This is a genomic window from Stenotrophomonas sp. BR163 (genome assembly GCF_047520985.2).
Lineage (GTDB): Bacteria > Pseudomonadota > Gammaproteobacteria > Xanthomonadales > Xanthomonadaceae > Stenotrophomonas > Stenotrophomonas sepilia.
Genome location: NZ_JAXBRE020000003.1, coordinates 289,207 through 310,699, shown reverse-complemented (window position 1 = coordinate 310,699; position 21,493 = coordinate 289,207). Strand labels below are relative to the sequence as shown.

At 67.2% G+C, this 21,493-nt stretch carries 20 protein-coding genes and 1 pseudogene; 11 read left to right on the top strand and 10 right to left on the bottom strand.

Annotated elements, in window-relative coordinates; all coding sequences use genetic code 11:
• Positions 1-86: 86 nt before the first annotated feature.
• Positions 87-785, bottom strand: coding sequence for a glutathione S-transferase family protein (locus tag ACM0PY_RS03905; protein ID WP_134970591.1), 699 nt, complete (start codon positions 783-785; stop codon positions 87-89).
• A gap of 115 nt (positions 786-900) precedes the next feature.
• Between ACM0PY_RS03905 and ACM0PY_RS03900 the strand changes: the two genes are divergently transcribed.
• Positions 901-1,830: a LysR substrate-binding domain-containing protein gene (locus ACM0PY_RS03900; RefSeq protein ID WP_180885570.1), complete on the top strand. Its 930-nt coding sequence runs from the start codon at positions 901-903 to the stop codon at positions 1,828-1,830.
• A 28-nt stretch (positions 1,831-1,858) separates the two neighbouring features.
• Here ACM0PY_RS03900 and ACM0PY_RS03895 read toward each other — a convergent pair.
• Positions 1,859-2,780 (bottom strand): annotated as a pseudogene (locus tag ACM0PY_RS03895) (LysR family transcriptional regulator).
• 107 nt (positions 2,781-2,887) lie between these two features.
• On the opposite strand from ACM0PY_RS03895, the gene ACM0PY_RS03890 reads away from it, so the two are divergent.
• Positions 2,888-4,405: an MFS transporter gene (locus tag ACM0PY_RS03890; RefSeq protein ID WP_180885567.1), complete on the top strand. Its 1,518-nt coding sequence runs from the start codon at positions 2,888-2,890 to the stop codon at positions 4,403-4,405.
• A gap of 278 nt (positions 4,406-4,683) precedes the next feature.
• On the opposite strand, the gene ACM0PY_RS03885 is transcribed toward ACM0PY_RS03890, so the two are convergent.
• Complete coding sequence (locus tag ACM0PY_RS03885) at positions 4,684-5,088, bottom strand: GFA family protein (RefSeq protein ID WP_180885565.1); 405 nt, start codon at positions 5,086-5,088, stop codon at positions 4,684-4,686.
• A gap of 171 nt (positions 5,089-5,259) precedes the next feature.
• Here ACM0PY_RS03885 and ACM0PY_RS03880 point away from each other — a divergent pair, with 171 nt between their 5' ends.
• On the top strand, positions 5,260-6,234 hold the full coding sequence (locus tag ACM0PY_RS03880; protein WP_180885594.1) for an Lnb N-terminal periplasmic domain-containing protein: 975 nt from the start codon (positions 5,260-5,262) through the stop codon (positions 6,232-6,234).
• Positions 6,234-8,255 (top strand): esterase/lipase family protein, encoded by a 2,022-nt coding sequence (locus tag ACM0PY_RS03875; RefSeq protein ID WP_180885563.1) that lies wholly within the window; start codon positions 6,234-6,236, stop codon positions 8,253-8,255. The genes ACM0PY_RS03880 and ACM0PY_RS03875 overlap by 1 nt, the downstream gene beginning before the upstream one ends.
• Positions 8,256-8,342: 87 nt before the next feature.
• Here the strand turns inward: ACM0PY_RS03875 and ACM0PY_RS03870 are convergent, their stop codons facing one another.
• A complete protein-coding gene (locus tag ACM0PY_RS03870) occupies positions 8,343-9,764 on the bottom strand; it encodes an MFS transporter (protein ID WP_180885560.1) in 1,422 nt (473 codons plus the stop codon).
• Between the two features lie 29 nt (positions 9,765-9,793).
• Between ACM0PY_RS03870 and soxR the strand changes: the two genes are divergently transcribed.
• Entirely contained in the window at positions 9,794-10,228 is a 435-nt protein-coding gene (soxR, locus tag ACM0PY_RS03865; protein WP_005415534.1) for a redox-sensitive transcriptional activator SoxR, read from the top strand.
• 84 nt (positions 10,229-10,312) lie between these two features.
• Here the strand turns inward: soxR and ACM0PY_RS03860 are convergent, their stop codons facing one another.
• Positions 10,313-10,915 carry a short chain dehydrogenase gene (locus ACM0PY_RS03860; protein ID WP_005415535.1) on the bottom strand — a complete coding sequence of 201 codons (603 nt, stop codon included), beginning with the start codon at positions 10,913-10,915 and terminating at the stop codon, positions 10,313-10,315.
• A gap of 98 nt (positions 10,916-11,013) precedes the next feature.
• On the opposite strand from ACM0PY_RS03860, the gene ACM0PY_RS03855 reads away from it, so the two are divergent.
• A complete protein-coding gene (locus ACM0PY_RS03855; RefSeq protein ID WP_180885558.1) occupies positions 11,014-11,889 on the top strand; it encodes a LysR family transcriptional regulator in 876 nt (291 codons plus the stop codon).
• 60 nt (positions 11,890-11,949) lie between these two features.
• Here ACM0PY_RS03855 and proC read toward each other — a convergent pair whose 3' ends face one another.
• Both proC and ACM0PY_RS03845 read right to left on the bottom strand, forming a co-directional pair.
• Positions 11,950-12,771, bottom strand: coding sequence for a pyrroline-5-carboxylate reductase (proC, locus tag ACM0PY_RS03850; protein WP_134970603.1), 822 nt, complete (start codon positions 12,769-12,771; stop codon positions 11,950-11,952).
• A gap of 18 nt (positions 12,772-12,789) precedes the next feature.
• Positions 12,790-13,467 (bottom strand): YggS family pyridoxal phosphate-dependent enzyme, encoded by a 678-nt coding sequence (locus ACM0PY_RS03845; RefSeq protein ID WP_180885556.1) that lies wholly within the window; start codon positions 13,465-13,467, stop codon positions 12,790-12,792.
• Positions 13,468-13,554: 87 nt separating this feature from the next.
• On the opposite strand from ACM0PY_RS03845, the gene ACM0PY_RS03840 reads away from it, so the two are divergent.
• From ACM0PY_RS03840 to ACM0PY_RS03830, 3 genes are all read left to right on the top strand, one after another.
• Complete coding sequence (locus tag ACM0PY_RS03840) at positions 13,555-14,592, top strand: type IV pilus twitching motility protein PilT (RefSeq protein WP_004147099.1); 1,038 nt, start codon at positions 13,555-13,557, stop codon at positions 14,590-14,592.
• Positions 14,593-14,690: 98 nt separating this feature from the next.
• Complete coding sequence (locus ACM0PY_RS03835; protein WP_019659468.1) at positions 14,691-15,833, top strand: PilT/PilU family type 4a pilus ATPase; 1,143 nt, start codon at positions 14,691-14,693, stop codon at positions 15,831-15,833.
• 121 nt (positions 15,834-15,954) lie between these two features.
• The gene (locus ACM0PY_RS03830; protein WP_180885554.1) at positions 15,955-16,938 is read left to right on the top strand and encodes an aldo/keto reductase; all 984 of its coding nucleotides are present in this window, start codon (positions 15,955-15,957) and stop codon (positions 16,936-16,938) included.
• Positions 16,939-16,985: 47 nt separating this feature from the next.
• Here the strand turns inward: ACM0PY_RS03830 and ACM0PY_RS03825 are convergent, their stop codons facing one another.
• Positions 16,986-17,885 carry a LysR family transcriptional regulator gene (locus tag ACM0PY_RS03825; protein WP_134970609.1) on the bottom strand — a complete coding sequence of 300 codons (900 nt, stop codon included), beginning with the start codon at positions 17,883-17,885 and terminating at the stop codon, positions 16,986-16,988.
• A gap of 93 nt (positions 17,886-17,978) precedes the next feature.
• On the opposite strand from ACM0PY_RS03825, the gene ACM0PY_RS03820 reads away from it, so the two are divergent.
• Both ACM0PY_RS03820 and ACM0PY_RS03815 read left to right on the top strand, forming a co-directional pair.
• Complete coding sequence (locus tag ACM0PY_RS03820; protein ID WP_134970612.1) at positions 17,979-18,191, top strand: DUF4287 domain-containing protein; 213 nt, start codon at positions 17,979-17,981, stop codon at positions 18,189-18,191.
• 111 nt (positions 18,192-18,302) lie between these two features.
• On the top strand, positions 18,303-19,010 hold the full coding sequence (locus ACM0PY_RS03815; protein WP_005415543.1) for a YitT family protein: 708 nt from the start codon (positions 18,303-18,305) through the stop codon (positions 19,008-19,010).
• An 82-nt stretch (positions 19,011-19,092) separates the two neighbouring features.
• Here ACM0PY_RS03815 and ACM0PY_RS03810 read toward each other — a convergent pair whose 3' ends face one another.
• Both ACM0PY_RS03810 and ACM0PY_RS03805 read right to left on the bottom strand, forming a co-directional pair.
• Entirely contained in the window at positions 19,093-19,638 is a 546-nt protein-coding gene (locus ACM0PY_RS03810) for a DNA-3-methyladenine glycosylase I (RefSeq protein ID WP_134970614.1), read from the bottom strand.
• Positions 19,635-21,428, bottom strand: coding sequence for a DUF4153 domain-containing protein (locus ACM0PY_RS03805; protein WP_134970616.1), 1,794 nt, complete (start codon positions 21,426-21,428; stop codon positions 19,635-19,637). The genes ACM0PY_RS03810 and ACM0PY_RS03805 overlap by 4 nt, the downstream gene beginning before the upstream one ends.
• Positions 21,429-21,493: the final 65 nt, after the last annotated feature.

Below are 21,493 nucleotides of genomic sequence, written 5' to 3'. Positions count from 1 at the left end.
CGCGGATTCCTGCAGCAGGGGACATACCACTGTAGCGCGGCGCGCAAGAGGCATTGCGCGCCGCTGCCGCACAGGCAGGGCAGGACTCAGGCCGCCGCGGCCTCAAGCACGTCTTCCAGCCGCACCTCGCCGAGGAAGCCACCGCTGCTGGTAGCCGGCCGCTGTGCTTCGACGGCGTGGGCGAACTGCACGCCGGCGTCGTCCTGCAGGCGCTCGAACAGTTGCTGCACCCTGGGGAACTCGCGGCGGTCGACCACCTGGTGGTAATCGTTCCAGCGGGCGATGCCGGCGAAGTAGGCGTCGGCGAAGCTGCGCTGCTCGCCCAGCAGCCACGGGCCTGTGCTGAGCATCTGCTCCAGCGCCTGGTGGGCCTGGCGCACCTTGGTGGTTCCATAGGCACGCAGCGCCTTGCCGTCATCGCCCTCGGCGTGTTCCAGCGCGTGCCAGAGCGGGGCGTAGGCACCGAAGAAGCTGGTGTTGAGATAGGCCAGCCGGTGGTTGAGGCGGTCGAAGCCGGAGGTGCCCTGTGCGAAGCCCAGCCCCTGCGCAACGCCCTTGGCGGCCAGGTGGTTGAGGATGGCCAGGCTCTCGCTGAGCAGTTCGCCCTGCGCGGTGCGCAGAGTGGGGGTTTCGCCCAGTGGATTGAGGCGGCGATAGTCTTCGCCCTGCACCTGGCCGGGCATGTCGATACGGCACAGGTGATACGGCTGGCGCAACCATTCCAGCGCGACGATGGAGCCGAACGAGCAGCCCGAGGGCACGCCGTAGAAGAGGATCGGGGTCATGGCAGGTTTCCGGTTCAAGCCGCGATGCGGCGGGTGAGGAAAGCGTGCCTGCGTGGACATTGCCCCGGAAGCGGTTCGAATGGCATCCTGAAGTCCACACCTGTGGACGTTGCGCATGCTCAACCTCAACGATCTGGCTCTGTTCGTGGCCGCAGTGGAGCAGGGCGGTTTTGCAGCAGGCGGACGCCATCTGGGCCTGCCGCGCTCGACGTTGAGCAAGCGCGTGGCGCTGCTGGAAGAACACCTCGAGGTACGGCTGCTGCAACGCAGTTCGCGGCGCTTCGCGCTGACCGAAGTCGGCCAGGCATTCTTTGATCGCGCACGCGCGGCGTTGTCCGAGGTGGAGTCCGCCGAGGCCATCGTCCGTGACCGCCAGGCCGAACCGAGTGGCACCGTGCGCATCAGCGCTTCGATTCCGGTGGTGCAGGGCGAGCTCGCCGTGTGCCTGCCCCCGTTGGCCCGCCGCTATCCGCGGCTGCGCATCGAAGTTGAAGTGAGTGATCGTTTCGTCGACCTGGCGCAGGAAGGCATCGACATTGCCTTGCGCAGCCACTTCGGTCCGCTGCCGGATTCCGGTCTGGTGCAGCGCTCGCTGAGTAGAGAACGCATCGTGCTGGTGGCGTCGCCTGGCTATCTGGCAGCCGCGCCAGCAGTGGATACGCCCGAGCAGCTGCGCGCGCATGCTGGCCTGCTGACGACGCGCCACGCAACGCGCTGGACACTGCACGGCACCGACGCCCGCACCGTGCAGGTGGAACCGCAGGTGGCGCTGGTCGGCAATGAGTCGCAGCTTCTGGTCGCGGCGGCCGAAGCGGGCCTCGGCATCACGGTGTTGCCGCACAGCCTGTGTGCCGCAGCGATTGTGGCCGGCCGCCTGCAGCAGGTCCTGCCGGCGTGGCATGCCGGCGAAGTGACCACCAGCGTGCTGCTGCCGCATCGTCGTGGACAGTTGCCGGGCGTGCGCGCGGTGGTGGATGCGCTGGTCGCGCATTACCAGCTCAACGCAGCGCCAGCGCCCAGGGAAAAAGGCGACGGAGGGGATTAAGTCGTTTCGGGCACAGTAGGGCCGATTACTACTTAATCCCCTCCGTCCCCTTTTTATGAGGCGTCCTGGAACAGGTTCGCGACGGCATAGTCGATGAACACCCGCAGGCGTGCACTGGGATGGCGCCCACCGGGCCATAGCAGCGAGAACTGCCCCCGGTGCGTAGGTAGTGTGGGCAACACCTGTTGCAGGCGGCCGTCGGCCAGCGCGTCGGCGGCGAGGAAGTCGGGCATCTAGGCCAGGCCCATGCAACCGATCGCAGCGGCCAGCACGGCTTCCATGTTGTTGCAGGTCATCGCCGTGGAAAGGCGCGCCCCGGCGTCGCCTTCGATGCCCGGCAGCTGCCACGGATGCAGTTTTCCGGTGGTGGGGTAACGGAAGCGCAGCGCGGTGTGCAGGCGCAGGTCGCCTACATCGCCGGGAATGCCGTGCGCCTTCAGATACCCCGGTGCCGCACAGAGGATGAAACGAAAGCCGCCCAGTCGCCGTGCGGTCAGGCTGGAATCGGCCAGCTCGCCACTGCGTATCACCGCGTCCAGCCCTTCGCTGACCACGTCGACGATGCGGTCATTGAACTCCAGTTCCAGCTGCACCTGGGGGTAGCGTTGCTGGAATCCGGGCAGCACCGGTAGAAGGAAACGGTAGCCGATGGTGGGCAGGCCAATGCGCAGCAGCCCACTGGGAGCGTGCTGTCGTTGCGCCAGGTCCGCCTGCGCTTCGGAAAGTTCATCCAGTGCGCGGCGGCAGCGCTGCAGCAGCAGTTCGCCTTCGTCGGTGAGGTGCACACGGCGGGTGGTGCGCTGGAACAAACGGGTGCCCAGGTTCTGTTCAAGGCGGGTGATGCGCTTGCCTACCGCCGAGGCAGACAGGCCGAGTACGCGGGCGGCGCCGACGATGCTGCCCGCCTCTGCGGTGCGGACGAAGGCGAGCAGGGCAGAGATGGAGTCCATGACGACCATGATTGCGGAACATATGGCCGCAATCAACGTCCATAGAGCCTGTTTTTCAGGAATAACGGCCCGCCCATCATCAATGCCCCTGATGGAAGGAGGCCCGCATGGCCCCGGATTCGACGTTCCCTGTACCTGCCCAGACGCCGCAACGCTGGACGCTGCTTGCGGTTTGCCTGGCCGCGCTGGCGCTGCCGTTGTCCTTCACCGCCGGCGCCGTCGCGGTGCCGGTGCTGTCCCGCTCCGCAGTGGCATCGCCCACTGCGCTGGCCTGGGTGACCAACGCCTTCATGCTCACCTTCGGCAGCCTGCTGCTCGCTGCCGGTGGCTTGGCTGATCGCCATGGCCGACGGCGGATGTTCCTGCTGGGCACGGCCGGCTTCACCGTCGCGACGGCCGCTGTATGCCTGTCGCCTACGCTGCTGTGGCTGGATCTGGCGCGCGCTCTGCAGGGCGTTGCCGCCGCAGCAGCGCTGTCCTCGGGCACCGCTGCGCTGGCGCAGGGCTGGCAGGGACCGAGGCGTGCCCGTGTCTTCGCCCTGCTGGGCACGACGTTCGGTGCGGGCCTGGCGCTGGGGCCGCTGCTCGCGGGCCTGCTGCTGCAGGCGCTGGGCTGGCGCAGCGTGTTCGCTGCGGGCGGTGTGCTGACGTTGGCGGCGTTCGCACTGGCCGCGCGCGCGTTGCCCGAAAGCCGGGGCGAGCGCGGACGGCTGGACATCGCCGGCATGCTGGGCTTCAGCCTGATGCTGGCGGCATTGACCCTGGCCCTGCTGTGGCTGGGAGAGTACGGCCTGTACGCCGGTCGCGTGCAGCTGGCGCTGTTGGCGACGCTGCTGTTGGGCGGCGCGTTCGTCTGTACCGAACGGCTGCATCCTTCCCCGTTGCTGGACCTCTCACTGTTCTGGCAACCGGCGTTTCTCGGCGTCCAGCTGCTGCCGGTGGCGACCTGCCTGGGCTACGTGGTGCTGCTGGTCGTGTTGCCTCTGCAACTGCTGGGCGTGCATGGCCAGAGCACGACGCTGGTGGGACTGCAGATGCTGGCGCTGTCCGCGCCGATGCTGATGCTGCCGATGCTGGCCGCGCGTTGGGCGGAACGCGTTGGAAGCGCACGGCTGTGCACGCTGGGGCTGCTGGTGTGCGCCTCTGGCCTGTACCTGCTGTCGCGCCATGCGACGCATCCGTCGCCCTCGCAGTGGGTGCCGTTGCTGATGTGGGTCGGTGCAGGCACGGCCTTGCCGTGGGGGCTGATGGATGGGCTGTCGGTGAGCGTGGTGCCTGTACAGCGTGCGGGCATGGCCGCCGGCATCTTCGGAACCGTGCGGGTAGCAGGCGAAGGTATCGCCCTGGCCGCAGTGACGGCGCTGCTGGCGATGGTGGTCGACCAGCAGCTGCATGGGGCATCGCCCGCGTCGTTGGCGCGTGCCGGTGCCTATCTGGCGAGCGGGTCCCGCGACCAGGCGGCGGCACTGCTGCCGGCGATGAGCGCTGAGCAGCTGCAGCAGGTCAGCGCCAAGGCGCTGGCAACACTGCTGCGTGTACTGGCGCTGCTGACGGCTGTGTGTGCTGTGTTGTTGCACCTGTTGCTGCGGAAACGCAAAGGCATGTTGGCCGAGCATACGGCGTAGCAGGCTCATCGCCCCCTCCGCCGTCATCCCGTTGTCGTCTTCCGCTCACACCGCCCATGCCCACCCAGGTCTAATGTTGATCGTCCCCGTCCCCCACGGAGACCCGCCATGTGGCTGCTCGACCATCTCTGGCCCGGCCGTAGACCGCTTCCTCCCCCGGTCGCGGACGCGCCGCAGGTGCCGCCACGCCGGCCCTGGCTGAAACGCCCTGTGCGGGCCGGGCGCAGCGGCATGGCTCCCTGGCAGAAGGTCGCCACGCCGCTGCGGCGCGCGCGCCACTAGGCGCCGCGGTCGGCCGGGTGGTTGACCCCGTCGTTGACCGGGATCACCCCCAGCGCGAACGGGTCGATGCCCTCCAGGCACGCCACGTTGTAACCGTACTGTTCCGGGTTGGAGCGGCGCCGGTGATGGGTGTAGATGCCGCACACGTCGCAGAAGTAGTGCTCGGCCACATGGGTGTTGAACTGGTACAGCTGCAGGTGGTTCTGCCCGCGCACGACCTGCAGGCCCGCGCGGGCAACGCTGGCTGCAATGGCACCCCGGCGCCGGCACATCGAGCAGTCGCAGCGGCGTGGATCGACAATGCCGTCCGGCAGGTCCAGCAGCAGTTCGACCGTGCCGCAATGGCAGGTGGCGCGGTGCTGGGGTTGGACCGGAACGCCGGCCACGGAAGTGATGCCCATCGTTGCTCCTGTGAAGTGAACTTGGCCGCATGGACCGCCGCAGACGGTGCGCCGGCGTGCCTGAACAGGCCGTAGATGCCACGGTGAACCCGCTTGTGGCTAACTATGCGGCTTCGGGACCGCGACAGGATGCCAGTGAAAGCCGCAGGACGTTGGATGACAGGAAGTGCCATGGCGCTGGCAGCGCTGTGGGTGGCCGGGCTGCTGGCCTATCAGATGCCGGGGCCGGGCTGGCTGGCGAACGGCATTGCGGTGCTGTGGCTGCTGTTTGCGCTGTGGGCGTCGTGGCGGGTCGCGCGTGGTCGCAGCAACCGCCGCCTCGGCATGGCGTATGGCGCTGCGCTGGTGCTGGCCGGCCTGTGGTGGCTGCTGCTGACCCCACGCCAGGACCGCGTGTGGGCCGATGACGTGGCCCAGCGCCTGCATGTGGTCTCCTTCGATGGCCGCCACGTGGTGCTCGACAACGTGCGTGACTTCAGATGGCGCACCGAAACCGACTACGACGCCCGTTGGGTGCGCCGCGCGTACGACCTGGACCAGCTGCGTTCGGCCGACCTGGTGCTGTCGTACTGGATGGGCCCGGCCATCGCCCACACCCTGATCTCGTTCGGTTTCGACGATGGTCGCCACGTGGTGTTCTCGCTGGAGATCCGCAAGGAACGCGGCGAATCCTTCTCGGCGCTGGGTGGCTTCTTCCGCAAGTTCGAGATGACCCTGGTGGCCGCGGAGGAGACCGACATCATCCGCACCCGCACCAATGCGCGCGGTGAGGACGTCTACCTGTACCGCCTGCATGGCATGGACCGCGCGCAGTTGAAGGAGCTGTTTGCCGCGTACATCGCACAGGCGCGCGAACTGGATGCGAAGCCGGGCTTCTACAACACGCTCACCAGCAACTGCACCACCATCGTCTTCGACCTGGCCCGCCACATCGCGCCGCGCCTGCCGCTGGACTACCGCCTGCTGCTGTCCGGGTATCTGGCCGAGTATGCGCAGGAGGTCGGCGCACTCACCCCAGGCGTGCCTTATGCCGAGCTGCATGACAAGGGCCGCATCACCCAGCGTGCATTGGACCTGGGCAGCGGCGACCACTTCTCCACCGTGATCCGCCAGGGCGTACCTGGCACCGAGCAGGACCCGCAGTAATGACTCGACTCCTCCTGATCCGCTGGCAGCGTGCGCTGCCGGTGTTGTTCGCCGCCTTCCTGCTGCTGGGCAGCAGTGGTTGCGCGATGGTCACCGTCAAGCAGGTCAAATCCAGCGATTCGCTGGTCAACAAGCGTGCCGACGTGCTCAATACCGGCAGGCTCAGCCCCGCTGCGCGCGAGACGCTAAGCGCGGCAGGCCTGGACGAATCGCAGTGCGAGAAGGACTTCCTGGTCTGCCGCAGCACGCTGCTGATGACCGACGATCTCAATGTCGAGCAGCGGCTGTCTGCGCTGTCCGAACTGTGGGTGAAGGCCGCGCTGGCGCTGACGCCGAAGAAGACCGCAGCCGGCGATCCGCCGATGAGCGACGCAGCGCTGGACGCTTGGCTGGAAGCCGCGCGCTACGCCTATGCCTACCTGTTCTACAGCGGCCGCTCACCATCGGATCGCGCCTTCGAAGACCGGCAGACGCAGGTGCGTGACTACTACAACTACGCGGCCGAGAAGGCGGCGGTGGTGCTGTTCGTCCGCGCGCGCGCCGCTGCGTTGGCTGGCGAGGACTACACGAAGCCGATCTCGGTTGGCAGCTGGTCGCTGGCTTCCAACTACCAGCAGCTGAACCTGAAGAGCATTCCCGCGCAGCTGGTGCCGGCCGGCACGGTCAGCTTCGTCGGGCTGCGCAGTACTTATCGCCGTGATGGCTTCGGTGCCGAGCTGGTGATGGTGATGGACCCGCCGAAGCTGGTCGCACCGGTGATCGCGCCTGAGGGCCCGAAGGCGGAGACACCGCAGGATGACGAAGAGGGCGCACGCCGTGGCCGCCGTCATCGGCATGACGATTCGGTGCCCGAGTTCAGCGAGATGTCCTCGATCAACGTCACCGCGTTGCTGCGCTTCGAAGGCAGCAGCCTGGACGATGTGATGCGGACGCGCCGGGTTGAACTGGATGCCTATTCGCCGGAAGCTACCGAGCGCATCACCCTGCACGGCGAACAGGTGCCGCTGGCCGGCAATTTCACCGCGGCCTACGGCCTGTGGCTTGCCCAGAGCGGTTTCGCCCGGCAGTCACTGCGCACCCTGTTCGGCATGAGCGAGGGCATCGGCGAGCCACACATCTACCTGATGCAGCCGTGGGACCCGAACCGCCGCATCATCTTCATGCTGCACGGCCTGGCCAGCAGCCCGGAAGCCTGGGTGAACCTGGCCAACGAGATCATGGGCGACCCCGAGCTGCGCCAGCAGTTCCAGGTGTGGCAGGTCTATTACCCGACCAACGCACCGATCGCGCTGAACCGCTACGAGATCGCCAATGCGTTCAACGACACGCTGAAGCACTTCGATCCCAATGGCAGCACGCGTGCATCGAAGGACATGGTCTACATCGGCCACAGCATGGGCGGCGTGCTCGCGCGGCTGCTGGTGAGCGATTCCGGTGACGTGCTGTGGAACGACCTGCTGGCCAACTATGACCTGAAGGGCGAGCGTCTGAAGCGCGTGCAGAACAAGCTGGGGCCGTTGCTGCATTTCAAGGCACAGCCGAACGTGGAGCGTGCGATCTTCATCGCTGCGCCGCACCAGGGCACCGATATTGCCGGCAACAAGGTCGGGCGCCTGCTGGGCCGGCTGGTGCGCCTGCCACTGACCATCCTCGGCAAGTTCGAGGACGTGTTCATGGCGCTGGCGCAGGCCGAGCAGCAGGTCGATGGCACGGCCAAGCCGAAGATTCCCAACAGCATCGACAACCTCAAGGCCAGCGACCCGTTCGTCAAGGCCGCAGCGCAGCTGCCGATCGAAGCGGGACTGAAGTACCACTCGATCATCGCCCAGCGCAAGCCGGAGCTGCCGGTGGACAAGTCCGATGACGGACTGGTGCCGTACTGGAGTGCGCACCTGCCGGGTGCACAGTGGGAGAAGGTCATCATTTCCGGCCACAGTGTGCAGGAGACCCCGCAAGCGGTGCTGGAAGTGCGGCGCATCCTGCACCGGGATATCGATGACGTGGGGACGGGGACCCGGTAGTGCCAGCCGCTGGCCGGCACTCTCCGCGCACGCGGGAATCCCGTGATGGTGCCGGCCAGCGACCGGCACTGCCGAAACCCGACGGCGCTACACCCGCCGCGCGATCACCGCAGCCAGCACCGCCAGGCCGAAGGTGATCGCCAGGCACAGCAGGTAGCCGGTGTGCGGCGCGCTTTCCACGAACAGCGCGAACAACGCACCGGAGACCGCCAGCGCGGTGGTCACCGACAGGGCCTCGCTCAGCTGCAGGGCCGACGTGTTGGCACCCTGCTCATGCGCTGCTGACAGCGAAAGCGTGAGTACCGAGAGGCTGGCGTAGATCATGCCCATGCCGAAACCGGTGACCGTCCAGCCCACCAGGGCCACCGGCAATGGCACTGCATTGAACAACACCGCAAGCGTTGCGGCGATGCCGACCGTCATCATCGCCGTGCCGACGCGCAGCAGCTGCTGGCGTGACCAGCCGCGCTGCTGGTGACCCTGCAGCCAGGAGCCGGCGAACCAACCGAGTGCGCCGAGGCTGAGCACCGCGCCGGCCCAGCTGGGCGGGAGCCCGCGTTCGCGCTGCAGCAGCAGCGGCAGGTAGGCTTCGCAGGCGAAGAATGCGGCAGCGGCGATGCCGCGCAGTGCGATCACGCTGGGCAGGCCCCTGCGCAGGATCAGCGTTCCGGCCGGCAGCAGGCGATGCACGCATAGCAGCAGCGCCAGCATCGCCACGCCGATGCAGAGCAGGGCGGTCGGACCGTGCTGCTGGCCGCCGAAGTACAGCAGCAGCGCCGCCAGCGATGCACCACTGGCCCAGCGCACGATGTTGCCGCGGCCCTCGTCGTTGCTGCTGTCGGCGGAAGGCTGCATGCGCGCCAGCGCAGGCCGCAGCAACAGGGCAGCAGGGACTGCCAGCAGCGGCACCGCCAGGAACACCCAGCGCCAGCCGAGATGCTGGACGATCAGGCCGCTCAGCGCCGGGCCGACCATCGAGGGCACCACCCAGCCCGCCGAGAATGCCGCGAACACCTTCGGCCACAGGTGCTCGGGGTAGCTGCGGCCGACCATCACGTACAGCGAGACCGAAATCGCGCCCGCACCCAGGCCCTGCAGCAGGCGCCCGGCCACCAGCATGCCCATGCGCACGGCGAAGCCGGCCAGCAGCAGGCCCAGCACGAAGCAGGCCAGGCCGTACCACAGCGGCCGTGCCGGGCCCTGGCGGTCGGCCCAGCGTCCGGCCAGGGTCATGCCGATCACGCTGGTGGCCAGTGTGCCGCCGAAGGCCAGCGCATACAGGCGCAGGCCACTGAGTGCTTCGGCCACCGTGGGCATCGCGGCCGCGACGGCCAATGCTTCGAAGGCGTGCAGCGCGACCAGCGCGACCATGCCGAGGGTGGTGGCGCGGTAGCGCGCGGACAGGATCGATGTGTCAGCCGGCAGGCGGGTGTCGGCGGGAGAGAGGGTCGGGGTCATACCGGTCAGGGGCGGGCCGCGCTTGTCAACGGGCGGCGAAGATAGCAGCATGCCACCTCAACTGTAGTTGAGGTCAAGCAATGGCATCCCAGGAACTCAGCGTTGGCGAGGTCTCCCAGCGCAGTGGCGTGGCCGTTTCCGCACTGCATTTCTACGAGCGCAAGGGGCTGATCAGCAGCCTGCGCACCTCGGGCAACCAACGCCGTTACAGCCGCGACGTGCTGCGCCGGCTGGCGGTGATCCGCGTTGCGCAGCGGGTGGGCATGCCACTGGAAGCGGTCGGCCGCGCCTTCGAGAGCCTGCCTGAAGGCCGTGCACCGACCAAGGCTGACTGGGCCAAGCTGTCCGCGCGCTGGCGCACCGAGCTGGAAGAGCGCATCCACATGCTGCAGCTACTGCGCGATGAACTGACCGGCTGCATCGGCTGTGGCTGCCTGTCACTGCAGCATTGCCGCCTGGCCAACCCTGGCGACGTTCTCGGTGAACGCGGCGATGGCCCGATGCGCTGGGAGTGAGCGACAAAAAGGGAACGCGCTCCCGGTAGCGCCGGGCCATGCCCGGCGGACGAAAACGACTTAATCCCCTCCGTCCCCTTTTTCTTACCAGACCGTGATCGTCTCGCCGCTTTGGATGCCTTCCACTGCACGCTGGAAGGCCAGTGCGGCGCGTTGTGCGCTTACCGCTTCGAAGCCCGGGAAGTAGGGGCCGTAGGCCGCCATTGATTCGATCAGTACGTTCGGGCTGACCACGTTGATGCGCAGGCCGCGCGGCAGCAGCTCCAGTGCGGCGGCGCGCACGAAGCCTTCCAGTGCGGCATTCACTGCGGTGGCGTTGACGCCGTCGCGGATCGGCTGGGCGCTGATGATGCCGCTGGTCAGGGTGATCGAGCCACCGGCATTGAGGTGGTGCTGGGCGGCCAGTGCCAGCCGCACCTGTCCCAGCAGCTTGTCCTGCAGGCCGCTGTTGAACTGTGCCGGCGTCATCTCCTGCAGCGGTCCGAAATGCACCGAGCCGGTGGTGGAGATCACCGCATCGACTGCACCGGTGCGGGCGAACAGTTCGGCGACGCTGGCGTCGTCGGTCAGGTCCACACGCAGTTCGCCACTGCGGCGGCCGGCGGCGAGAATCTGATGCTGTTGCCCGAGCTGACGGGCGACTGCCTGGCCGAGGGTGCCGCTGGCACCGACGAGGAGGATCTTCATGGCCCTTCCTTGCGTGTGGGAGTGAGCGCAGTCTGCGCCGTCACAGCGGGGTTAGGTAAGCGGCGTATGATTCGCAGATTCCTAACTCTGGATTAGCAATGGATACCCTTCGCTGCATGCAGGCCTTCGTCGCCGTGGCCGAGCGCGGCAGCTTTGCAGGGGCCGCCGAACAGCTGCAGGTGTCGGCGGTGATGGTGGGCAAGTACATCCAGCAGTTGGAAGCACATCTGGGCACCGCGTTGCTGCAACGGAACACCCGCCGCCAGCGCTTGACCGAAGCCGGCAGCGCCTACCTGGCCGGGTGCCGGCAGGTGCTGGAGCAAGTGCAGCAGGCCGAGGCCGATGTGGCCGGCCTGCAGGTACAGCCGCGTGGCCTGTTGCGGGTCAGCGCGCCCACCACCTGGGGCAGCTGCGTGCTGGCGCCGCAGCTGGCTGGCCTGCTGCGTGCGCAGCCGCAGTTGAATATCGAGCTGGACCTGAGCAACCGCCGCGTGGACCTGATCGAAGATGGCTTCGACGCGGCGATCCGGGTCGGGCCGTTGCCATCGCAGGAGGTGGTGGCGCGGCCGCTGCCGCCGTATGCGATGAGCCTGTGCGCGGCGCCGTCTTACCTGCGCAGGCGCGGCACGCCGCGAACACCGGATGACCTGCAGGGGCACGACTGCCTGAGCCATCTGGCCTGGCGCGGCGGGCATGGCTGGCTGTTGGCCAACGGCGAACAGGTCGACTGGGAGGCACGGCTGAGCAGCAACGATGGCTTCGCATTGCGCGAAGCCGCCGTAGCCGGGGCCGGGCTGGTACTGCAGCCCACCGCACTGCTGGCCGGCGAGATCGCGGCAGGGCGGTTGAAACCACTGCTGCGCGACTACCTGCCGGAACCGCGGCCGATGCACCTGATCTACCTGCCCGATCGACGCCCGCGCCCGCGTTTGCAGTGCTTCGTCGAATTCGTCATGGCCACGTTGGGGCAGTGATCATCGGGGTAGATGGGGTCAGATCCCTTTGCCTCGGCAAAGGGGTCTGACCCCAGGGGATCAATCATTCGCCGCAGACAATTCCTGTCCACGCACCTGCGCGGCGCGCAGTGCTTTGTCCACCAGTGCCTCGAAGCCGCCAGCCTGGAAGCTCTCGATCGCGGCCTGGGTAGTGCCGTTGGGTGACGTCACGCGGCGGCGAAGCTCGGTCGGGCTTTCACCGGCCTCATCCAGCATGCGCGAGGCGCCCAGCAGGGTCTGCACCACCAGCGTGCGTGCGGCGTCGGCCGGCAGGCCCTGGGCGATACCCGCCGCTTCCATCGCTTCGGCCAGCAGGAACACATAGGCCGGCCCGCTGCCAGACACGGCGGTGACCGAATCCATCAGTGCCTCGCGTTCGATCCACACCGTGCGCCCGGCACTGGCCAGCACCTGTTCGGCCTGCGCGTGCTGCTGTGCATCCACCGAGGGCGTGGCATACAGGCCGGTCACGCCGGCGCCGAGCAGAGCGGGGGTATTGGGCATTGCGCGCACCACCGGCAGGTTGCCACCGAGCCAGCGCTCCAGCTGTGCGCTGGTGATGCCGGCAGCGATCGACACCACCAGTGGCCGGTTTGCCTGGGCCAGTGCCTGCAGCGACTGGCAGACCTCACGCAGCACCTGCGGCTTCACCGCCAGCAGCCAGGTGCTGCCCTGTGCGCCGGCATCGGTGGCGTTGTCGTGTACCTGCACGCCGAAGTCGGCAGCCAGCGACTCGCGCAGCGCTGCAACCGGTTCGGCCACATGGATGTGCGCGGCGGGCACGCCTTGGCGGATCAGGCCGGCGATCAGGCTGCGGGCCATGTTGCCGCCGCCGATGAAGGTGATGGAATCAGCTGCCATGGAAGTCTCCTTGGAAAATCAGGCCGGGCGCGGGCGCGCGCCGAACAGGGCGGTGCCGATGCGCACCAGGGTGGCACCCTCGGCGATGGCGTCGGCGTAGTCGCTGCTCATGCCCATCGACAGCGTGTCGACCTGTGCATGCTGGGCGGCCAGCGACTGGAAGAGTGTGCGCATGCGCACGAACGCATCCCGACGGCGCTCGGCCTCGGGCCACGGCGCGGGAATCGCCATCAGGCCACGCAGGCGCAGGGTGGGCTCGGCGGCAATCGCCGCAGCCAGCCCCTCGACATCCTCCGGTGCACAGCCGTGCTTGCTCGATTCATCGTCGATGTTGACCTGGATCAGCACATTCAGCGGGCCGCGTGCGGCCGGGCGGTGGCGCGCCAGCGCCGTTACCAGCTTGGGCCGGTCCACGCTCTGCACCCAGTCGAAGTGGGTGGCCACCGCCTCGGCCTTGTTCGACTGCAGGTGGCCGATCAGGTGCCACTCCAGCGCCAGGTGCTGCAGCGCCTGCATCTTGGCCAGCGCTTCCTGCACATAGTTCTCGCCGAAGGCCTGCTGGCCCTGTGCGGCCAGCGCGGCCACGGCCTCGGCCGGTTGGGTCTTGGACACGGCCAGCAGGCGCGGATCGGGCCGGTCGGCCGCCTCGGCGGCGGCATGCAGGTTGCTCAGGATCTGGGGCAGGGGAGTGGCCACGTAACGCGTTCCGTTGAATCAGGAGGCTATACTGCCGCCCGGGGAAAGATCCTTCCAGTCGAAGCCGTTATTGGGGAGTAGCCGCTCATGGATATCGCCGAACTGCTGGCGTTTTCCGTAAAGAACAAAGCGTCCGACCTGCACCTGTCTGCAGGCCTGCCGCCGATGATCCGCGTGGACGGCGACGTTCGCCGGATCAACATCCCGGCCCTGGACCACAAGCAGGTCCACGCGCTGGTGTACGACATCATGTCCGACAAGCAGCGCCGCGATTACGAGGAATTCCTCGAAGTGGACTTCTCCTTCGAGATCCCATCGCTGGCGCGCTTCCGTGTGAACGCGTTCAACCAGAACCGCGGCGCCGGTGCGGTGTTCCGTACCATTCCGTCCGAGGTGCTCACCCTCGAGGACCTGGCTTGCCCGCCGCTGTTCCGCGAGGTAATCCAGCAACCGCAGGGCCTGATCCTGGTGACCGGCCCGACCGGCTCGGGCAAGTCGACCACGCTGGCGGCGATGATCGACTACATCAACAAGAACGAGTACGGCCACATCCTCACCGTCGAGGATCCGATCGAATTCGTGCACACCTCGCAGAAGTGCCTGATCAACCAGCGCGAAGTGCACCGTGACACGCATGGCTTCAACGAGGCACTGCGCTCGGCACTGCGTGAGGACCCGGACATCATCCTGGTCGGCGAACTCCGCGACCTGGAAACCATCCGCCTGGCACTGACCGCCGCGGAAACCGGCCACCTGGTGTTCGGCACCCTGCACACCAGTTCGGCGGCCAAGACCATCGACCGTATCATCGACGTGTTCCCGGCCGGCGAAAAGCCGATGGTGCGTTCAATGTTGTCCGAGTCGCTGCGTGCGGTGATCTCGCAGGCACTGCTGAAGAAGGTCGGTGGCGGCCGTACCGCAGCGTGGGAAATCATGGTCGGTACCCCGGCCATCCGCAACCTGATCCGCGAGGACAAGGTGGCGCAGATGTACTCGGCCATCCAGACCGGCCAACAGTACGGCATGATGACCCTGGACCAGCATCTGCAGGACCTGGTCAAGCGCAGCCTGATCACCCGCAACCAGGCCCGCGAGTATGCCAAGGACAAGCGCCTGTTCGAGTAAGGCGGGACAGCGACGGGCGGCGCGCGCAATGGCGCGGCCGCTCCGTGTTGTTTCCTCCACCGACCGTTACCTGGTAAACCGCTTTCCGGGAGCCCGCCGTGAACACCACCGCGACCACCATCGATTTCACTTCGTTCCTCAAGCTGATGGCGCACCAGCGCGCCTCGGACCTGTTCATCACCGCCGGCATGCCACCGGCGATGAAGGTCAACGGCAAGATCTCGCCGATCACGCAGACGCCACTGACGCCGCAGCAGAGCCGCGACCTGGTCCTCAACGTGATGACCCCGGCACAGCGCGAGGAATTCGAGAAGACCCACGAATGCAACTTCGCCATCGGCCTGTCCGGTGTCGGCCGTTTCCGCGTGAGCTGCTTCTACCAGCGCAACCAGGTCGGCATGGTGCTGCGCCGCATCGAGACGCGCATTCCGACCGTGGAAGAGCTGAGCCTGCCGCCGATCATCAAGACGCTGGCGATGACCAAGCGCGGCATCATCCTGTTCGTCGGTGCCACCGGTACCGGTAAATCGACTTCGCTGGCGGCGATGATCGGTTACCGCAACCAGAACTCGACCGGCCACATCATCACCATCGAAGACCCGATCGAATTCGTGCACAAGCACGAGGGCTGCATCATCACCCAGCGCGAAGTCGGCATCGATACTGACAGCTGGGAAGCCGCGCTGAAGAACACCCTGCGCCAGGCGCCGGACGTGATCATGATCGGCGAGGTGCGTACCCGCGAAGGCATGGACCACGCCATCGCGTTCGCCGAAACCGGCCACCTGGTGCTGGCCACGCTGCATGCCAACAATGCCAACCAGGCGATGGACCGCATCATCAACTTCTTCCCGGAAGATCGCCGCAACCAGCTGTTGATGGACCTGTCGCTGAACCTCAAGGGCGTGGTCGCGCAGCAACTGGTGCCGTCGCCCGATGGCCGCTCGCGCAAGGTGGCGATGGAGATCCTGCTGGGCACGCCACTGGTACAGGACTACATCCGCGACGGCGAGATCCACAAGCTGAAGGAAGTGATGAAGGACTCGGTCCAGCTGGGCATGAAGACCTTCGACCAGAGCCTGTTCGAGCTGTACCAGGCCGGCGAGATCAGCTACGAGGACGCGCTGCGTTACGCCGATTCGCAGAACGAGGTGCGCCTGCGCATCAAGCTCAGCCAGGGCGGCGACGCGCGCACACTGTCGCAGGGGCTGGATGGGGTGGAGATCTCCGAAATCCGCTGACCTGGCCGGCAACGGTCATGACCGGATTGATGAATTCCAGTCATGACCGACTGCGGTCCAGCCGGCTCAATCCATCGCCACCGCAGGCGTATCGTCAGCACTCCCCCTCTGGAGTACGACGATGCAGACACGTGAACTCGGCCGCAGCGGCCTGAAGGTTTCCGCTCTGGGCCTGGGTTGCATGGGCCTGACCCATGCCTACGGCCAGCCGGTCGAACCGAGCCAGGGCATCGCCCTGCTGCACGCTGCCGTCGAGCGCGGCGTGACCTTCTTCGACACCGCCGAGGTGTACGGCCCGTACACCAACGAAGACCTGCTCGGCCAGGCCTTGGCGCCCTACCGCGACAGGCTGGTGATCGCCACCAAGTTTGGTTTCAAGGACGCGCGCACCGATGCCGGCCTGGACAGCCGCCCGGAGAACATCCGTGCCGTGGCCGAAGCCAGTCTCAAGCGCCTGCGTACCGACCATATCGATCTGTTCTACCAGCACCGCGTCGACCCGAACGTGCCGATCGAGGATGTGGCCGGCACCGTGCGCGACCTGATCGCCGAGGGCAAGGTCGGCCACTTCGGCCTGTCCGAGGCGAGCGCTGCCACCGTGCGTCGCGCGCATGCGGTGCAGCCGGTCACCGCCGTGCAGAGCGAGTACTCGCTGTGGTGGCGCGAACCGGAGCGTGAGCTGCTGCCGACGCTGCAGGAGCTGGGCATCGGCTTCGTGCCGTTCAGCCCGCTGGGCCGCGGCTTCCTGACCGGTGCGATCAACGCCGATACCACCTTCGACGCCAACGACTTCCGCAACAGCGTGCCGCGTTTCGAAGTGGAGGCGCGCCGCGCCAATCAGGCGCTGGTGGATCGCATCAGCACGATTGCGGCAGCGCGCGGTGCAGCGCCTGCGCAGGTCGCACTGGCCTGGCTGCTCGCGCAGGCACCGTGGATCGTGCCGATTCCGGGCACCACCAAGGTTCATCGCCTGGAAGAAAACCTGGGCGCGGCCGACCTGCAGCTGGCGCCGGAAGAACTGCAACGCATCGCGCAGGCGCTGGACCAAGTGTCGATCGTTGGCGAGCGCTACAACCCGCAGCGTGCGGCACAGGCCAAGGGCTGATCACCGGGTGCGGACCGAGGTGGGTGCGGACCGTTGGTCCGCACACCTCATCCAGCCATCGGCCCGCGCAGCGCATCAAGCACCGTCCGCATCGCCACGGTCACGTGGCGGCGCGAAGGGTAGTACGCGTAGTAGCCATCGAAGTGCGGGCACCAGTCGTCCAGCACTGATTGCAGCCGGCCATCGTCCAGCATCGGCTGCACCTGGTCTTCCGGCAGCCAGGCCAATCCGTTGCCGGCCAGCGCAGCGGTGCGGGTCATGCCCATGGTGTTGAACGTCCACTGGCCGCTTACGCGCACGCTCAGTTCATTGCCGTCCTGGCCGAAATCCCACGGCATCAGCCCACCATGCGTGGGCAGCCGCAGGGTCACGCAGTTGTGCCCGGCTAGCTCGTCTGGATGCCGCGGCACCACGTGCTGGCGGAAGTAGCTGGGCGCCCCGACCACGCGCATGCGCAGCGGCGGGCTGATCGGTACGGCGATCATGTCGCGCGCCAGCCGCTCGCCCAGGCGGATGCCGATGTCGTAGCGCTCGGCCACGATGTCGGCCAACCCGTAGTCGGCCGCCAGTTCCACCTTTAAATCCGGATACTGCTGCAGCAGCGGCGCCAGCCTGGGCCAAGCGATGTACTCGGCGGCGTGGCCGGTGGCATTGATGCGGATGGTGCCGGCCGGGCGTTCACGGTACTCGGCCAGCGCGGCCAGCCCGTCCTCGATCTCGGCCAGGCGCGGGGCCAGGGTATCGAGCAGGCGGGCACCGGCTTCGGTGGTCGAGACGCTGCGGGTGGTGCGGGTCAGCAGGCGCACGCCCAGGCGCTGCTCCAGTCCGCGCATGGCATGGCTGAGCGCGGACTGGGACACGCCCAGCTGGGCGGCAGCCTTGGTGAAGCTGCCCTCGCGGGCAACGTGGACGAAGGCCTGCAGGTCGTTGAGATTTTCGCGGGGCATGACCGGATGATAAGGCTCCCGGATTGAACGAATCTGTCGATTTCCGGCTCTCCGATTCGTCGTACCGGTACATCCAACGCAAGGAGCTTCCGCATGGGCACTGACACCAAGCCGAAAGGCCCGGCCTCGTATTTCCCCTCCATCGAGAAGACCTACGGGCGGCCGGTGGCGCACTGGTTCGGGCTGCTGGCGGGGAAGAACGGCCTGAAACACATGGCACTGGTCAGCTTCCTGAAGAGCGAGCACGGCTTGGGCCATGGCCACGCCAACGCGCTGGTGGCATACCACCGGGCTGGAAAGGGGTAACCAGCGACCGGCGGAGGGCAGGGCTGGACGCATTCAGCTGAACGATTTCATCTGCAACTGTCATGCGGATCGTGTCTAATAGCGCTCCCCACCTGCTGTTCCCCCACCCGCATGTCCCTTCCCTCCCATGGCCCCGCGCCGTGCGACGACGCTGACGGCCACCTGGTCACCGCCGGTCCGCTGACCCCGCCGCCCGACAGCGCCGGCACCACCGCCGACGACAAAGCGCTGCGTCACTCGATCGCCGAGGACGTGCAGGGCATGGTGCTGGCCACGATGGTGGCCTCGCTGGGCCTGGCCATCTTCGCCAAGGGCGGGCTGATGATCGGCGGCATGGCGGGCATGGCCTTCCTGCTGCACTACGCGATGGGCTGGAACTTCGGCCTGGTGTTCGTGCTGGTCAACCTGCCGTTCTACTGGGTGGCGCTGCGGCGCATGGGCTGGGAATTCACCCTGAAGACCTTCGCCGCGGTCACCGCCTGTGGCGTGCTGACCGACCTGCTGCCGCGCTGGATCGATTTCTCGCACATCAACCCGCTGTACTCGGCGATCGTCGGTGGTGCGTTGTCCGGCCTGGGCATCCTCTTTTTCATCCGCCACCGTGCAAGCCTTGGTGGCATCGGCATTCTGGCGGTGTACCTGCAGCGCACCCGTGGCTGGAGCGCGGGCAAGGTGCAGATGTCCTACGACGCCTGCCTGATGGTGGCCGCGTTCTTCGTGTTGTCGCCATCGAAGGTGCTGTACTCGGCCATCGGCGCGGTGGTGCTCAGCCTCGTGCTGATGTTCAACCACCGCCCCGGCCGCTACATGGGCGTGTGACGTTCAACGGTGTTGCCGGCCAGCGGCCGGCACTACCTGAACCCATGCATGGCAGCGCCGGGCCATGCCCGGCGGATATCCATCAGCGGGCGGCGGCCTTCAACCACGGCGGCGACAGTATCAGCAGCCGCGCATGCACCGGGCAATCCTCGGCGTGCGCACCGGGCAGGTAGCCCAGGCTCATCAGGAATTCGCCGGTGATCTCACCGCCGGTGAAGCGGAACGTCTTCTTGAACAGCTTCACCCAGTCGGCCTTGCTGCGCGGGTGGTGCGCATCCAGCCACGCCGCGAAGCTGCCATGGCTGGCCCGCAGCTGCTGGATCACCTGCGCGTTGTGGATCGCCGCCAGCACCTTCAGTCGGTTGCGGATGATGCCCGCGTCCGACAGCAGGCGCTCGATGTCCTGCTCGGCATACGCGGCCACGCGGTCCACATCGAAGCCGTCGTAGGCCGCGCGGAAGCCCTCGCGCTTCTTCAGGATCGTTTCCCAGCTCAGGCCGGCCTGGTTGATTTCCAGCACCAGCCGCTCGAACAGCTCGCGCTCGTCACGCTGCGGGAAGCCGTATTCGTTGGCGTGGTAATAGTCGTGCACCGGATGGCCCGGGGCGATGAGGCAGTAGCCGCTCATGGGGAAGGCTCGTTGGAATCGGATTCGGATTCGGGATCGATGGCCAGCGCAGGGTGCCCGCCGATGGACAGCATCGGCCAGCGCGGTGGAATGAGCGTGAGTCTGCCGTCACGCAGGGCCTGGTTGATCGTCTCGGCCTGGCCGCTGACGGTGCCGAACAGCGCACCGGCCCGGCGCCACTGCGAATCCTTGCCACGTGCGTACAGTACGCAGTCCGGTCCACGGTGGGTGTTCAGCTCGCACAGCAGCACCTCGCCGGTACCATCGCCGTCCAGGTCGCGATGCACGATCAGGCAGTCGCGCTCGCTCTGGGCGCAGGATTCGCCATTGATCGATCGGGTGGCCAGAGCTTTCCACCAGTCGTCCGGTGGCGAACTGGATCCCTTGGCCAGCTTCAGCGCGCGCTGAAGCGCGGCGACGTCCTGCGGCCCCTTGTCGAGGCGATGGCCGTCGTCCCAGCGTGAGGTGCGTGCCAGTGCTGCAGCGATCACCTGTGGCGCGTTGGCATCAGCGGTGATGGCCGGATCGCGCTGCAGTTCGCGCAGCGCCTGCACGCCACGGCGCCCCAGATCGAAGCGCAGCACGTTGACGTCGCTGCTGGTGATCGCCGGCGGGTCCGCGCGCAGCCGCTCCAGTTGGCTGGACAGGGTCAGCCGCACCGGGTCCAGCAGGGGCGAGTTGCCCAGCAGGGCCAGTGCCAGCACCGCCCAGCACATCCAGCGGTTGACCGGCTCCAGCATCTGCAGCCAGCGGCGCTGCCGGCGCAGCACCGCCAGCGCGTAGCCCACGGCATAGCCGGCCGTGGCCAATGCGACGAGTACCGCCCAGAAGCGATCCAGGGTCCAGCCGTACTGCGCCACGCGCAGGCCCAATGCATACAGTGCCAGCGCGGCGTAAACCGGCAGTGTCAGCAGGCTGGCTTCGACCAGCCTGCGCAGCACCAGAGGGTAGGAGACACTGTCTTCCCCCTGCTGGTAGACCGCATTGGTGAACGTCACCAGCAGCAGCGACACCACCACCAGCAGGCTGGCGGCCGAACGGGTCTTCCACAGCGGTTCCAGCCCGGTAAGCGGCAGGCTCAGCACGAACAATACGGCGATGAACGACAGCAGCGGCAGCAGCCCACGGCAGATCGCGAACAGCACCTGGCGGGTGATCTGGATCGCGCGGTGCTGGGTGCGCCCGATCAGCACGCCGAACCCGGCCAGGCTGCCGGTGGCCAGTGCGATGAAAGCGTCCTGCCGGAACAGGTCGCGGAAGACATTCACGTCCAGCAGTTGGAACAGCGCTGCCCACAGCCACAGCAGCAGCCAGGTCAGGCCGGTGAACAGCGCCGCCAGGGCAAGGGTCAAACCGTTCTGCCAAGCGCGCTCGAACAACTCGGGGTAGCTGGCGCGCCAGTGCCCATGCTGCAGCTGGAACTGCCACCAGGGCAGGGCCACGAACACCGCCACGCCCATGCCCAGGGTCAACGGAAACTGCAGCGCGCCCGACTCCAGTGCGGTCTCGCCATTGAGGTTCCAGCCGATCCAGGCGGCCAGCGCCAGCACCACCGCCGAGCCGAGCACGGCCTGCAGCCACAGTCGGCGCTGGCCCAGCTCGACCAGGCTCAGCGCCACCGCGCTGGGAATGGCCAGCACCCAGGCGTACCAGCAATAGCGCCAGCCGATATCGCGGAACGGCCACGCGTCGGACAGCTCCTGCGCGGCATACAGCATCAGGCCCTGCAGCAGGGCAAGCAGGACGATGGCGCTGCGTGCTGGCAGGGTCAGGGGCGATGAAGACGGCATCAATGACCTTCCGTGGCAAAGCACCATCCTAGCCCATCGTGGTTCGGCGCCATCGCGCGACCATC

Coding starts and splice junctions, on each gene's coding strand:
- ACM0PY_RS03905 (WP_134970591.1), bottom strand. CDS start 785: ATGACCCCGATCCTCTTCTACGGCGTGCCCTCGGGCTGCTCGTTCGGC.
- ACM0PY_RS03900 (WP_180885570.1), top strand. CDS start 901: ATGCTCAACCTCAACGATCTGGCTCTGTTCGTGGCCGCAGTGGAGCAG.
- ACM0PY_RS03890 (WP_180885567.1), top strand. CDS start 2,888: ATGGCCCCGGATTCGACGTTCCCTGTACCTGCCCAGACGCCGCAACGC.
- ACM0PY_RS03885 (WP_180885565.1), bottom strand. CDS start 5,088: ATGGGCATCACTTCCGTGGCCGGCGTTCCGGTCCAACCCCAGCACCGC.
- ACM0PY_RS03880 (WP_180885594.1), top strand. CDS start 5,260: ATGGCGCTGGCAGCGCTGTGGGTGGCCGGGCTGCTGGCCTATCAGATG.
- ACM0PY_RS03875 (WP_180885563.1), top strand. CDS start 6,234: ATGACTCGACTCCTCCTGATCCGCTGGCAGCGTGCGCTGCCGGTGTTG.
- ACM0PY_RS03870 (WP_180885560.1), bottom strand. CDS start 9,764: ATGCTGCTATCTTCGCCGCCCGTTGACAAGCGCGGCCCGCCCCTGACC.
- soxR (WP_005415534.1), top strand. CDS start 9,794: ATGGCATCCCAGGAACTCAGCGTTGGCGAGGTCTCCCAGCGCAGTGGC.
- ACM0PY_RS03860 (WP_005415535.1), bottom strand. CDS start 10,915: ATGAAGATCCTCCTCGTCGGTGCCAGCGGCACCCTCGGCCAGGCAGTC.
- ACM0PY_RS03855 (WP_180885558.1), top strand. CDS start 11,014: ATGGATACCCTTCGCTGCATGCAGGCCTTCGTCGCCGTGGCCGAGCGC.
- proC (WP_134970603.1), bottom strand. CDS start 12,771: ATGGCAGCTGATTCCATCACCTTCATCGGCGGCGGCAACATGGCCCGC.
- ACM0PY_RS03840 (WP_004147099.1), top strand. CDS start 13,555: ATGGATATCGCCGAACTGCTGGCGTTTTCCGTAAAGAACAAAGCGTCC.
- ACM0PY_RS03830 (WP_180885554.1), top strand. CDS start 15,955: ATGCAGACACGTGAACTCGGCCGCAGCGGCCTGAAGGTTTCCGCTCTG.
- ACM0PY_RS03825 (WP_134970609.1), bottom strand. CDS start 17,885: ATGCCCCGCGAAAATCTCAACGACCTGCAGGCCTTCGTCCACGTTGCC.
- ACM0PY_RS03820 (WP_134970612.1), top strand. CDS start 17,979: ATGGGCACTGACACCAAGCCGAAAGGCCCGGCCTCGTATTTCCCCTCC.
- ACM0PY_RS03815 (WP_005415543.1), top strand. CDS start 18,303: ATGTCCCTTCCCTCCCATGGCCCCGCGCCGTGCGACGACGCTGACGGC.
- ACM0PY_RS03810 (WP_134970614.1), bottom strand. CDS start 19,638: ATGAGCGGCTACTGCCTCATCGCCCCGGGCCATCCGGTGCACGACTAT.
- ACM0PY_RS03805 (WP_134970616.1), bottom strand. CDS start 21,428: ATGCCGTCTTCATCGCCCCTGACCCTGCCAGCACGCAGCGCCATCGTC.